General features: G+C 55.0%; 12 protein-coding genes. 10 read left to right on the top strand and 2 right to left on the bottom strand.

All coding sequences use genetic code 11. From position 1 onward, the window contains the following. Positions 1-16 precede the first annotated feature (16 nt). Positions 17-292 carry a YfcL family protein gene (locus WN16_RS20140; protein WP_003028163.1) on the top strand — a complete coding sequence of 92 codons (276 nt, stop codon included), beginning with the start codon at positions 17-19 and terminating at the stop codon, positions 290-292. 114 nt (positions 293-406) lie between these two features. Here the strand turns inward: WN16_RS20140 and mnmC are convergent, their stop codons facing one another. Then, positions 407-2,407, bottom strand: a complete 2,001-nt coding sequence (gene mnmC, locus WN16_RS20135; RefSeq protein WP_044701211.1) for a bifunctional tRNA (5-methylaminomethyl-2-thiouridine)(34)-methyltransferase MnmD/FAD-dependent 5-carboxymethylaminomethyl-2-thiouridine(34) oxidoreductase MnmC — start codon at positions 2,405-2,407, stop codon at positions 407-409. A 159-nt stretch (positions 2,408-2,566) separates the two neighbouring features. Between mnmC and fabB the strand changes: the two genes are divergently transcribed. Together fabB and WN16_RS20125 are read left to right on the top strand one after the other, a co-directional pair. Continuing rightward, positions 2,567-3,781 carry a beta-ketoacyl-ACP synthase I gene (gene fabB, locus WN16_RS20130; RefSeq protein ID WP_003834815.1) on the top strand — a complete coding sequence of 405 codons (1,215 nt, stop codon included), beginning with the start codon at positions 2,567-2,569 and terminating at the stop codon, positions 3,779-3,781. Positions 3,782-3,994: 213 nt separating this feature from the next. Then, positions 3,995-5,173: an MFS transporter gene (locus tag WN16_RS20125; protein WP_044701208.1), complete on the top strand. Its 1,179-nt coding sequence runs from the start codon at positions 3,995-3,997 to the stop codon at positions 5,171-5,173. Here WN16_RS20125 and flk read toward each other — a convergent pair. After that, positions 5,170-6,171 (bottom strand): flagella biosynthesis regulator Flk, encoded by a 1,002-nt coding sequence (flk, locus tag WN16_RS20120; RefSeq protein WP_003845068.1) that lies wholly within the window; start codon positions 6,169-6,171, stop codon positions 5,170-5,172. The two genes, WN16_RS20125 and flk, sit on opposite strands and share 4 nt — an antisense overlap. A 108-nt stretch (positions 6,172-6,279) precedes the next feature. On the opposite strand from flk, the gene pdxB reads away from it, so the two are divergent. The 7 genes from pdxB (at position 6,280) to dedD (ending at position 13,171) form a co-directional block, all read left to right on the top strand. Beyond that, the gene (gene pdxB, locus WN16_RS20115; RefSeq protein WP_003028146.1) at positions 6,280-7,416 is read left to right on the top strand and encodes a 4-phosphoerythronate dehydrogenase PdxB; all 1,137 of its coding nucleotides are present in this window, start codon (positions 6,280-6,282) and stop codon (positions 7,414-7,416) included. A 68-nt stretch (positions 7,417-7,484) separates the two neighbouring features. After that, complete coding sequence (locus tag WN16_RS20110; protein ID WP_003028144.1) at positions 7,485-8,498, top strand: aspartate-semialdehyde dehydrogenase; 1,014 nt, start codon at positions 7,485-7,487, stop codon at positions 8,496-8,498. Then, complete coding sequence (truA, locus tag WN16_RS20105) at positions 8,498-9,310, top strand: tRNA pseudouridine(38-40) synthase TruA (RefSeq protein WP_044701207.1); 813 nt, start codon at positions 8,498-8,500, stop codon at positions 9,308-9,310. The genes WN16_RS20110 and truA overlap by 1 nt, the downstream gene beginning before the upstream one ends. A gap of 24 nt (positions 9,311-9,334) precedes the next feature. Next, positions 9,335-9,994: a DedA family protein gene (locus tag WN16_RS20100; RefSeq protein WP_044701204.1), complete on the top strand. Its 660-nt coding sequence runs from the start codon at positions 9,335-9,337 to the stop codon at positions 9,992-9,994. Between the two features lie 149 nt (positions 9,995-10,143). Then, a complete protein-coding gene (accD, locus tag WN16_RS20095; protein ID WP_003839317.1) occupies positions 10,144-11,058 on the top strand; it encodes an acetyl-CoA carboxylase, carboxyltransferase subunit beta in 915 nt (304 codons plus the stop codon). Positions 11,059-11,250: 192 nt separating this feature from the next. Then, the gene (folC, locus tag WN16_RS20090; protein ID WP_044701203.1) at positions 11,251-12,519 is read left to right on the top strand and encodes a bifunctional tetrahydrofolate synthase/dihydrofolate synthase; all 1,269 of its coding nucleotides are present in this window, start codon (positions 11,251-11,253) and stop codon (positions 12,517-12,519) included. Further along, positions 12,509-13,171, top strand: a complete 663-nt coding sequence (gene dedD, locus WN16_RS20085) for a cell division protein DedD (protein ID WP_003845071.1) — start codon at positions 12,509-12,511, stop codon at positions 13,169-13,171. The genes folC and dedD overlap by 11 nt, the downstream gene beginning before the upstream one ends. Positions 13,172-13,188 lie beyond the last annotated feature (17 nt).

Raw genomic sequence — 13,188 nt, 5'->3', positions numbered from 1 at the left:
ACAATGAGGAAAGAAGATGATCGCGGAGTTTGAATCACGCATTCTGGCATTAATCGACGATATGGTAGAGCACGCCAGCGATGATGAGTTGTTTGCCAGTGGCTATTTGCGTGGACACCTGACGCTGGCTGTGGCTGAGTTGGATGCTGGCGAGGACCATTCCGCTGAGGCATTGTACGCCAATGTGACCAGCAGCCTGGAAAAAGCCATCAGCGCAGGCGAACTCTCGCCGCGTGACCAGGCGTTAGTGAAAGAGATGTGGGACACTTTATTTCAAAAGGCAACGCAATAATAATTGCAGTGGATTGTGCCGGATGGCGACGCGAAGGCGTCTTATCCGGCCTACGTGGACGGGGGTTGTTGGCCTGATAAGCGTAGCGCCATCAGGCAATGATGAGATGGTATCTTATTTCACCGCTTTACCCTTCAATAACTTCCTTACCCACAGACGATTAGGATTCAGCGCAGTCAGCGTGCTGGCATCCATAGGGATAGGTTCATCGCTCATTTGCGATGCCAGAATTTCTGCACACAGCGGGGCAGTACACAGCCCGCGCGAGCCCAGCGCACCCAACATAAATAAATCGGAATAAACCGGGGCGTTTACGGCGTGCTCTCTGTCTTCGGCAAGAGTGGCATACTGGCTGAGCGTGGCGTCATAATCCGCGACGTTGCCGACCATCGGCATGTGATCGCGCGTGGCGCAGCGCACTCCACAACGGGCGGCATTGCCACTAACGTCTACTTCTTTTGCCCACGCGGCATTCGGGAAACAATCTATTAAGCGCTGACGGTTTTGCTGCTGATCGTCAGCACGATACACCGTTTCTTCACTTCCGCGATGATAACTGGCGCCAATGCAGTGCTGCTGATTTTGCGGGTTGTGCGGCGTGAGGTAGCCGTCATAGCACAGCACCTGACGCAGCGCTAAAAGCGAAGGCGTAGTAGGAATGTGACTCACCTGACCGCCTACGGAGTACACCGGTAGCGACTGCGTCTGTTCAACGCTGTTAATGCGATGCCCGTTAGCCAGCACTACCGCAGCGTGAGTGGCGGTTGATCCACTGGCAAACGCCAATTTCCAGTTTTCTGTCTGTCGAGACAGTGAGGCCAGCGTATGTTGATACCGGGTGCGTAATCCCAGCGTTGCGGCATAGTCGAATACGGCGGCGGTTAACTGTGCTGGACACAGCCATCCTCCGGCGGGGTACTGAATCCCGCCGCATCCGGTTTTTACGCCGGTCGTTTGTAAAACCTGCTCTGCGTCAACTCCGACGGCGAGCGCATCGGGCAATTCAAGGGACAACATTTGGTCGATTTTTTGCTGGCTTTTCTCATCCCACGCCAGTTGCGTCACGCCGCACCAGTCATGCGCGAACTCAACGGGGAGGGCGTCATACAGCCGGCGGGCGAAGGTAAACGCGGTGGGGAAAAAGAGATTAATGGCCGCGTCATGTTTGCTCAGTAGCGGATAAAGAGCGCCCTGGCGATTGCCGGATGCACCCCCGGCTGGGTTATCGTCGGCGCAATAGAGCGTGACCTGCCAGCCGCGGCGCAGTAACGCCAACGACAGCAATGCGCTGGCAATCCCCCCGCCAATAATGGCGGCTTCGCGTTTATCTGTTCCGGTACGTGCAAACCAGGGTGCCGAGGAGGGGAGCGCCAGCGTCTTATCCATTACGCCACAAAGCATTTCTCGTTTGCGACCAAAGCCTTTGCATTTTTGCATCGTAAACCCGGCTTCCTGCAATCCCCGACGCACAAAGCCTGCTGAGGTGAAGGTCGCCAGCGTGCCGCCGGGGCGAGCCAGACGGGCCATTGCGTTAAACAGCGTTGGCGTCCACATATCCGGATTTTTTGCCGGCGCGAAACCGTCCAGAAACCAGGCATCCACTTTTTGATTCAGGGAGTCATCCAGCTTGCTGGTCAGTTCGTTAATATCGCCAAACCACAGATCCAGCGTGACGCGTCCTTCATCAAGGAGCAGGCGATGGCATCCCGCCAGCGGCAGCGGCCATTGCTCTTGCAGCGCCGTGGCCCACGGGGCAAGTTCTGGCCAGTGCTGATGGGCTAAGGTCAGATCTTCACGCGTCAGCGGAAATTTTTCAAAACTGATGAAATGTAATCTTTCCAGGGTAGCGTCAGGGTGGGTATCGAGGAATTCGGCAAACGCCTGCCAGAGTGTCAGGAAGTTAAGTCCGGTGCCAAACCCGCTTTCGGCCACCACGAAGAGGGGACGTGAATGCGCAGGGAATCGCTGGGCGAGATGATTCCCGCCGAGAAAGACGTAACGTGTCTCTTCCAGCCCGTTATCATTAGAAAAATAGACATCGTCAAAATCTCGGGAAACAGGTGTACCCTCAGCGTTGAATTCAAGGTTGGCAGGTTGTATAGCGTATTGTTTCACGTAAGTTACTCGTCTGGCAGGCTGTGCCCCGATCTTAGCGATGAGTGCCTGGCTGCGCAAATTTCCACATTAAATGGCTGATCGGACTTGTTCGGCGTACAAGTGTACGCTATTGTGCCACTCGAAACTTTAAAATAGTGCGACTTACAGAGGTATTGAATGAAACGTGCAGTGATTACTGGCTTGGGCATCGTTTCCAGCATCGGTAATAACCAGCAGGAAGTCCTGGCATCTCTGCGTGAAGGACGTTCAGGGATCACTTTCTCTCAGGAGCTGAAGGACTCCGGCATGCGTAGCCACGTTTGGGGCAACGTAAAACTGGATACCACTGGCCTCATTGACCGCAAAGTAGTGCGCTTCATGAGCGACGCATCCATCTATGCATTCCTTTCTATGGAACAGGCAGTGGCTGATGCCGGCCTTGCAGCAGAAGATTACCAGAACAACCCGCGCGTTGGCCTGATTGCAGGTTCCGGCGGCGGCTCCCCGCGTTTTCAGGTGTTCGGTGCTGACGCAATGCGTAGCCCGCGTGGCCTGAAAGCGGTTGGCCCGTATGTGGTCACCAAAGCGATGGCGTCCGGCGTTTCTGCCTGCCTCGCAACGCCGTTCAAAATCCACGGCGTAAACTACTCTATCAGCTCTGCCTGTGCGACATCTGCGCACTGTATCGGCAACGCAGTAGAACAAATTCAGCTGGGCAAACAAGACATCGTTTTCGCTGGCGGCGGCGAAGAGCTGTGCTGGGAAATGGCGTGTGAATTCGACGCCATGGGCGCGCTGTCTACCAAATATAACGACGATCCATCCAAAGCTTCCCGTACCTATGACGCACACCGTGACGGTTTCGTTATTGCTGGCGGCGGCGGTATGGTCGTGGTCGAAGAGCTGGAACACGCTCTGGCACGTGGCGCGCACATCTATGCGGAAATCGTCGGTTATGGCGCAACGTCCGATGGCGCAGACATGGTTGCTCCGTCTGGCGAAGGCGCAGTACGTTGCATGCAGATGGCGATGCACGGCGTAGACACGCCGATCGACTACCTGAACTCCCACGGTACCTCTACTCCGGTAGGCGACGTGAAAGAGCTGGGTGCGATTCGTGAAGTGTTTGGCGACAACAGCCCGGCAATCTCCGCAACCAAAGCCATGACCGGTCACTCACTGGGTGCGGCTGGCGTTCAGGAAGCTATCTACTCTCTGCTGATGCTGGAACACGGTTTTATCGCGCCAAGCATCAACATTGAAGAGCTGGACGAGCAGGCGGCAGGTCTGAACATCGTGACCAAACCGACCGAGCAGGCGCTGACGACTGTTATGTCTAACAGCTTCGGTTTTGGCGGCACCAACGCTACGCTGGTTATGCGTAAGCTGTAAGCGTAAGACTGAAAGATTGTGCAAGAGGGGAGCCTGATGGCTCCCTTTTTTATATCGTTGACAACCGCTCTGGTTTACAGGCAGACTCCAGCTTCAACATTATCCTCTTGATAATGCGTAAGCGTTTAACGTTATCCAACGCACCTTAATCCTGATAGTCAGGTAGAGGGGGCGTGGGCATTCCTCGCCTTACTCTGCATTTTGGAGTAACGCATGACAGCTGTAACCCAACAAGAAAAAACACCTTCGGCGAACTTTTCGCTGTTTCGCATCGCTTTTGCGGTTTTCCTGACCTATATGACGGTCGGTTTACCTTTGCCCGTCATTCCTCTGTTTGTGCACCAGGAACTGGGCTATGGCAATACCATGGTCGGCATCGCCGTCGGCGTACAGTTTCTGGCGACGGTATTAACACGCGGCTACGCCGGGCGGTTAGCCGATCAATATGGTGCCAAACGCTCGGCGCTGCAGGGGATGTTTGCCTGTGGGCTGGCGGGTGCGGCGTGGCTGTTAGCCGCGCTATTGCCCGTTTCTGTTCCCGTAAAATTTGCGTTGCTAATCGTCGGTCGTTTGATCCTCGGTTTTGGCGAAAGCCAACTGCTCACCGGAACGCTGACCTGGGGGCTGGGGCTGGTCGGCCCAACACGCTCCGGTAAGGTGATGTCATGGAACGGAATGGCGATTTACGGCGCGCTGGCCGCCGGTGCACCGTTGGGCCTTCTGATCCACAGCCACTTTGGCTTCGCGGCGCTGGCGGGAACCACGATGGTATTACCGCTGCTGGCATGGGCATTCAATGGCACCGTACGTAAAGTGCCTGCACATGCAGGAGAACGCCCTTCGTTATGGAGCGTGGTAGGGCTTATCTGGAAACCGGGCCTGGGCCTTGCGCTGCAGGGCGTTGGCTTTGCGGTGATCGGTACGTTTATTTCACTCTATTTTGTCAGCAACGGCTGGACGATGGCGGGGTTCACCCTGACCGCGTTTGGCGGGGCGTTTGTGCTGATGCGCATTCTGTTTGGCTGGATGCCGGACCGGTTCGGCGGCGTGAAGGTTGCCGTTGTCTCTTTGCTGGTGGAAACCGCAGGACTGATTCTGCTGTGGCAGGCCCCAACAGCCTGGGTTGCACTGCTTGGAGCGGCATTAACCGGGGCCGGGTGTTCGCTTATCTTCCCGGCCTTGGGCGTCGAGGTGGTGAAGCGAGTACCCGCGCAGGTTCGCGGTACGGCGCTGGGCGGGTACGCCGCATTTCAGGATATCTCCTACGGCATAAGCGGGCCGGTCGCCGGGGTGCTGGCCACCGCGTACGGTTATCCCTCAGTGTTCCTTGCCGGGGCGATATCCGCCGTGGTGGGGATTATTGTAACGTTGCTTACGCTGCGTAAAGGTTAAGCGACCAGCCAGAAAATGGCTAACGCAATCATCAATGCAACAAACAACAGTCCCGGTCGTGCCGACAGAGATTTAACCGTTTCAATCATCGGCGCGAACGGGCTGTAAATGGGCTGCAGATGACGCGGATCGCTGAGCTCGCGTTCTCGTTCCACGCGACGCAGGAAAATTTGATTGAGCAAGTCCTGCACCTGCACCGTGGTCAGAATCGATTGTGGTTGGATCTGATACGTCTGCTGCGCGTACTCTTTTATTGCTGTCAGCTCATTCGGCTCTAATGGCAGCTTCAGCGCAGCCTGGAGCGTTTGTAGCGTCGGGGCGCTTTGCAGGCTGAGCGTCTGGCGCGCCTGCAGCCAGGTGACCAGGTGCGTAAACTGTTTGGCAGGGATCAGCTCACCGCTTTTTACGCCAGACAACTCCAGCATCGACTGCCAGATCATCTTCCCGGATTCTCCCGTGGCCGCCGCCAGTTTGGTAACTAACTGGTTCAGCGTATTGTGCTCTGCGGGGAGCAACGGGCGATCGGTTGCCGGGCGCTGCTGCGGCTGTGGTATCGACAGCTGCCCTTGTTGCAGCAGCGTGAGCACGTTTTTCAACTGCTCAGGGGTGAGCTGACTGAGCGCCGTTTGCCCATACTGCTGACGGATAAAATCACTCACCGCCTGGCGATTATTTCCCTGGCTCAGTAATTCAGTGAGCTGCGAAAGCACCTGACGATTAACATGATTTTGCTGAGCAACTCCCAGCCGTTGGTTAAGGTTTTGCTCAGCGGCTGGAAAGTGACGTGACTGCAGCGGAGTATCACTTTTGACGCCCAGATCGTGCTTCATTCCGGCCCACACCTCAGCACTTTGCTGCTGGGTGAGTGAAATCAAACGGGTAATTAGTCGTTCCAACACAGTACGTTGTTGCGTGGATAACGGTTGTTCACCCGCAGCGGAAGGGGCATTTTGGCCTTCGCCGGGAGGGCGTGCGGGCGTACCTGAAATGGGCTGCATCATCTCTGTTCCTTAAATCTGTGCTGACCAGGTCTCGCAGTATGCCTGGCGGCGAGATTATGGCACACTTGCCCGGTTAACTCTCGTTCTCAAACAGGTGCGAAAGACGTGAAAATCCTCGTTGATGAAAATATGCCCTATGCCCGCGAACTGTTCAGTCGTTTGGGGGAGGTCAAAGCGGTTCCCGGTCGTCCGATTCCCGTTGCTGAACTGGATGATGCGGATGCTTTAATGGTGCGCTCGGTGACGAAAGTAAATGAATCACTGCTTGGAGGCAAACCGGTTAAATTTGTCGGTACGGCAACCGCTGGCACAGACCATGTGGATGACGCCTGGCTTGCGCAGGCTGGGATCGGTTTTTCCGCCGCGCCCGGTTGTAACGCGATAGCGGTCGTAGAATATGTTTTTTCAGCGTTGCTGATGCTGGCGGAGCGTGATGGGTTTGCGTTACGCGATCGCACCGTAGGCATTGTGGGTGTGGGCAACGTGGGTGGGCGTTTGCAGGCGCGTCTGGACGCGCTGGGGATCCGCACGCTGCTGTGCGATCCACCGCGAGCCGATCGCGGTGACGAGGGCGATTTCCGCTCGCTGGATGAACTGGTAGAGCAAGCCGATGTGCTGACTTTCCATACGCCACTGTTTAAAGACGGACCCTACAAAACGCTGCACATGGCGGATGATGCGCTGATTAGCCGACTGAAGCCGGGCACTATTCTGATCAACGCCTGCCGTGGGCCGGTCATCGACAATACAGCATTGCTGAACCGGTTGAATGCCGGTCAGTCGCTGAGCGTTGTGCTGGATGTCTGGGAAGGAGAGCCGGATCTCAATGTGGCGTTGCTGGAGAAAGCCGATATCGGCACGGCGCACATTGCCGGGTATACCCTCGAAGGAAAAGCGCGTGGCACCACGCAGGTCTTTGAGGCCTATAGTAAGTTTATTGGTCACGAGCAGCACGTTGCGCTCAGTACCCTGTTACCTGCGCCGGAATTTGGTCGTATCACCCTGCATGGCCCGTTAGATCAGCCAACGCTGAAAAGGCTGGCGCATTTAGTGTATGATGTGCGCCGCGATGATGCGCCGCTGCGTAAAGTCGCTGGAATTCCGGGTGAGTTTGATAAACTGCGTAAAAATTACCTTGAGCGTCGTGAATGGTCGTCTTTATATGTGATGTGTGACGACGCAACGGCTGCTGCCTTATTGTGTAAGCTGGGTTTTAACGCTGTTCATCATCCGGCACATTAATGTCTTCTTAATGCTCCCTGTCGAATAATGCGACAGGGACGCTTACGTATTTCTTGGAGTAAATCACCATGTCTGAAGGCTGGAATATTGCCATTCTGGGCGCAACGGGCGCCGTAGGCGAAGCCCTGCTCGATACGCTGGCTGAACGCCAGTTCCCGGTCGGTGAAATTTATGCGCTGGCGCGTAATGAAAGCGCCGGTGAGCATCTGCGTTTTAACGGTAAATCGGTCATAGTGCAGGACGTTGCAGACTTTGACTGGACGCAGGCACAGTTGGCATTTTTTGTTGCGGGCACTGAAGCCACCGCCGCATGGGTAGAAGAAGCAACAAATGCGGGTTGCCTGGTGATTGACAGTAGCGGTCTGTTCGCGCTTGAGCCAGACGTTCCGCTGGTGGTTCCGGACGTTAACCCGTTCGTGCTGGCGGATTACCGTAACCGCAATGTGATTGCGGTACCAAACAGCCTGACAAGCCAGTTGCTGTCTGCGCTGAAACCATTGATTGATGACGGCGGGCTGTCACGGATTACGGTGACCAATATTATTTCGGCTTCCGCTCACGGCAAAAAAGCCGTAGACGCACTGGCCGGACAAAGCGCGAAATTGCTTAACGGCATCCCGATTGACGAAGATGATTTCTTTGGTCGTCAGCTGGCGTTCAATATGCTGCCGCTGCTGCCCGATCGCGAAGGCAGCGTGCGTGAAGAGCGTCGTATTGTTGATGAAGTGCGCAAAATTATGCAGGATGACGGTCTGCTTATCTCAGCCAGCATCGTGCAGTCCCCGGTGTTTTATGGCCATGCGCAGATGGTGAATTTTGAAGCCCTGCGCCCGTTGGCGGCGGAAGAAGCACGTGATGCGTTTTCACGCGGCGAAGATGTGGTGTTGTCGGAAGAGACCGACTTCCCGACTCAGGTTGGCGACGCGTCAGGTACTCCGCACCTTTCTATTGGCTGCGTGCATAACGATTACGGTATGCCGGAGCAAGTTCAGTTCTGGTCTGTGGCAGACAACGTACGCTTTGGCGGCGCGTTAATGGCGGTGAAAATTGCGGAAAAACTGGTGCAGGAGTACCTGTACTAATGTCTGACCAGCAACAGCCGTCAACCCATAAAATTGCGCTGGGCATTGAGTATGACGGCAGCAAATATTATGGCTGGCAGCGCCAGAACGAAGTGCGTAGCGTTCAGGAAAAACTGGAAAAAGCGCTTTCTCAGGTGGCGAACGAACGCATTAATGTTTTTTGTGCAGGTCGCACGGATGCGGGCGTTCATGGCACTGGGCAGGTTGTGCATTTTGAAACCACTGCTCAGCGTAAAGATGCGGCCTGGACACTGGGGGTAAATGCGAATTTACCTAGTGACATCGCCGTGCGCTGGGTGAAAGCTGTACCTAATGATTTTCATGCCAGATTTAGCGCTACGGCTCGCCGTTATCGCTACATCATCTACAATCATCGGTTGCGCCCTGCGGTTTTGGGTAAAGGGGTAACCCATTATTATGAACCGCTGGACGCTGAGCGTATGCATCGTGCAGCCCAGTGTCTGATTGGCGAAAATGATTTTACCTCGTTCCGTGCGGTACAGTGCCAGTCGCGCACACCGTGGCGTAACGTGATGCACATTAACGTCGAACGTTTCGGTGCATATGTGGTGGTGGATATTAAAGCGAATGCCTTTGTACATCATATGGTCAGGAATATTGTCGGCAGCCTGATGGAAGTTGGCGCCAACAACCAGCCGGAGAGCTGGATAGCAGAACTGTTAGCGGCAAAGGACAGAACGCTGGCAGCGGCAACGGCGAAAGCGGAAGGACTGTATCTGGTTGCAGTAGATTACCCGGACCGGTTCGACCTGCCAAAACCGCCTATGGGCCCGCTATTTCTGGCGGACTAATTTGAGTCGTATAAAGGCATAACTATGGACCTGATTTACTTTCTTATTGATTTTATCCTGCACATTGATGTGCACCTGGCGGAGCTGGTTGCGGAATACGGTATCTGGGTATACGCCATTCTGTTTCTGATCCTGTTCTGTGAAACCGGGCTGGTGGTGACACCATTCCTGCCAGGGGACTCGCTGCTGTTTGTTGCTGGTGCGCTTTCTGCGCTGCCGACCAATGATCTCAATGTTCATCTGATGGTAGCACTGATGATTGTGGCGGCGATTGTGGGCGATGCAGTGAACTACACGATTGGCCGATTGTTTGGGGAAAAACTTTTCAGTAACCCGAACTCCAAAATTTTCCGCCGCAGCTACCTGGATAAAACCCATGCGTTCTACGAGCGTCATGGCGGTAAGACGATTATCCTGGCGCGTTTCGTGCCTATCGTGCGCACATTTGCGCCGTTTGTTGCCGGTATGGGACATATGTCCTACCGTCACTTTGCGATGTATAACGTCCTAGGTGCATTGCTGTGGGTATTGTTGTTCACCTACGCAGGCTACCTGTTCGGCGATCTGCCGATTGTCCAGGAAAACCTGAAATTACTGATTGTGGCGATTATCGTCCTTTCCGTATTGCCGGGGGTGATTGAAGTAATTCGCCATAAACGTGCTGCGTCACGGGCTGCAAAATAGAAAGTAACTCAGCGGTTCGACCACTTTTTTATCCAAAGTTTCGGGCTGTTATGTTTTAATGTGCAACATTCATGGTCTGTTAGGGGCAAAAATGGCATTATGCGCCCCTTATAACAAAGCTGACTAGGGTTCAGGCAGAAAGGTCACCAATGAGCTGGATTGAACGAATTAAAAGCAACATTACTCCCACCCGCAAGGCAAGCATTCCTGAAGGGGTGTGGACCAAGTGTGATAGCTGCGGTCAGGTTTTATACCGTGCTGAGCTGGAACGTAATCTTGAGGTCTGTCCGAAGTGTGACCATCATATGCGCATGTCGGCGCGCAATCGCCTGCATAGCCTGTTAGATGAAGGTTCTCTTGTGGAACTGGGTAGCGAGCTTGAGCCGAAAGACGTGCTGAAGTTTCGTGACTCCAAAAAATACAAAGACAGACTGGCTTCTGCGCAGAAAGAAACCGGCGAGAAAGATGCGCTGGTGGTGATGAAAGGCACGCTGCATGGTATGCCGGTCGTCGCTGCGGCATTCGAGTTCGCGTTTATGGGCGGCTCCATGGGCTCTGTGGTCGGTGCGCGTTTTGTCCGTGCCGTTGAGCAGGCGCTGGAAGACAACTGTCCGCTGATCTGCTTCTCCGCTTCTGGCGGGGCGCGTATGCAGGAAGCGCTGATGTCTCTGATGCAGATGGCAAAAACCTCTGCTGCGCTGGCGAAAATGCAGGAACGCGGTTTACCGTATATTTCTGTACTGACCGACCCAACAATGGGTGGTGTTTCCGCAAGCTTCGCGATGCTGGGCGATCTCAACATTGCAGAACCGAAAGCACTGATCGGCTTCGCGGGTCCGCGTGTTATCGAGCAAACCGTACGTGAGAAACTGCCGCCGGGATTCCAGCGCAGCGAGTTCCTGATTGAAAAAGGCGCTATCGATATGATCGTCCGCCGTCCGGAAATGCGCCTGAAACTGGCAAGCATCCTGGCGAAGCTGATGAATCTTCCTGCGCCGAATCCGGATGAGCCGCGTGAAGGCGAGGTGGTATCTCCGGTACCCGATCAGGAATCAGAAGCCTGATAACTTACTCTATGGATTTCGAGTTGCAGGAAGACGGCAAGAGAGTGAACCCTGATGAGCTTGCACGGGCAAGTGATTCGGGTGAGCGAGAGCAGCCAACACACCTGCAGCTTGAAAGACGACGAGTAAAAAAGGGCAGGGCCAACTGGCGCTGCCTTTTGCTTTAATCTACGTAATAAAATTACAGGCATCATGGACAATAAACGTATTCCTCAAGCCGCGTCGCCCCTGGCGTCGTGGCTTTCTTATCTGGAAAACCTGCACAGTAAAACCATCGATCTTGGCCTTGAGCGCGTAAGCCAGGTAGCGCGCAAACTGGGTGTATTGAAACCCGCGCCATTTGTGTTTACGGTGGCAGGAACCAACGGAAAAGGCACGACCTGTCGTACGCTGGAATCTGTGCTGACTGCGGCAGGATATAAAGTTGGGGTATATAGTTCGCCTCATCTGGTGCGCTACACGGAACGCGTACGCGTGCAGGGGGGGGAACTGCCGGAATCAGCCCATACCGCCTCGTTTGCTGAGATTGAAGACGCTCGTGGTGATATTTCCCTGACTTACTTTGAATACGGTACGTTATCGGCACTCTGGCTGTTTAAACAGGCCCAACTGGATGTCGTTATTCTGGAAGTGGGATTAGGCGGCCGCCTTGACGCCACCAATATCGTCGATGCCGATGTCGCTGTAGTCACCAGTATTGCGCTTGACCATACTGACTGGCTGGGCCCGGATCGCGAAAGTATTGGTCGTGAGAAGGCGGGCATTTTCCGTGCAGAGAAACCGGCTATCGTCGGCGAGCCTGAAATGCCTTACACCATCGCGGATGTCGCGCAAGAGTGCGGGGCGATTTTGCAACGCTGCGGCGTAGACTGGCGCTATGCGGTTGCTGAGAACGACTGGTCGTTTACGGATGCTCATGGAACGTTGGCGCATTTGCCGTTGCCGCAGGTGCCACAACCTAATGCTGCTACCGCGCTGGCCGCGCTGCGCGCAAGCGGGCTGAACGTTAGCGAGCAGGCGATTCGTGACGGCATCGAACGCGCGATTTTACCGGGGCGCTTCCAGATTGTGAGCGAGTCGCCGCGAGTGATTTTCGATGTTGCCCATAACCCGCATGCGGCAGAGTATCTGACCGGACGTCTGAAAAAGTTAGTGAAAAGCGGGCGTGTACTTGCGGTTATCGGTATGCTACATGATAAAGATATTGCCGGTACGTTAGCCTGGTTAAAAAGCGTGGTTGACGTCTGGTACTGTGCGCCCCTGGAAGGGCCGCGTGGCGCAACGGCAGAACAACTGCTGGAGCACTTGGGCAAAGGCAACGCTTATGACAGCGTGGCGCAGGCATGGTCTGCAGCACTTGCTGAGGCGAAGCCAGAAGATACCGTGTTGGTGTGTGGATCCTTTCACACTGTCGCACATGTCATGGAAGTAATAGACGTGGGGAGAAGCGGTGGCGAGTAAGTTTCAGAATCGATTAGTCGGCACAATTGTGCTAGTCGCGCTCGGGGTAATTGTGCTTCCCGGGCTGCTTGACGGGCAGAAAAAGCATTATCAGGATGAATTTGCAGCGATCCCACTGGTGCCTAAACCCGGTGATCGCGATGAACCAGACATGATGCCTGCAGCAACGCAGGCGCTGCCGACTCAGCCGCCGGAAGGGGCGGCAGAAGAGGTGCGTGCGGGTGATGCTGCCGCGCCATCGTTGGATCCATCACGTTTGACGACGACAAACAGCGCGGAATTAGATCCTGTCCCTGCGCCTGTGGAACCACCGAAACCTAAACCGAAACCGCAGCCTGTTGCCGTCGCTCCGACGCCGACACCGACTCCTGCGCCGAAACCGGCCGCTGAAGAAGCGCCAGCCCCAACCGGCAAAGCGTACGTTGTACAGCTCGGTGCACTGAAAAATGCGGATAAGGTCAATGAGATCGTGGGTAAACTTCGTGGCGCGGGCTTCCGGGTATATACTTCCCCGTCGACGCCGGTGCAGGGTAAAATAACCCGCATTCTCGTGGGGCCGGACGCCTCCAAAGATAAGCTAAAGAACTCGCTGGGCGAGCTGCAGAAGATCTCTGGTCTGAGTGGCGTCGTGATGGGGTACACCCCTAATTAAGGGATTGCGCTGTTTAC

This window comes from Citrobacter sp. ABFQG, from assembly GCF_004322975.1.
In the GTDB taxonomy this organism is placed as follows: domain Bacteria; phylum Pseudomonadota; class Gammaproteobacteria; order Enterobacterales; family Enterobacteriaceae; genus Citrobacter; species Citrobacter freundii.
The sequence above is the reverse complement of the archived record's forward strand: the minus strand, read 5'-3'. Positions and strand labels throughout refer to the sequence as shown.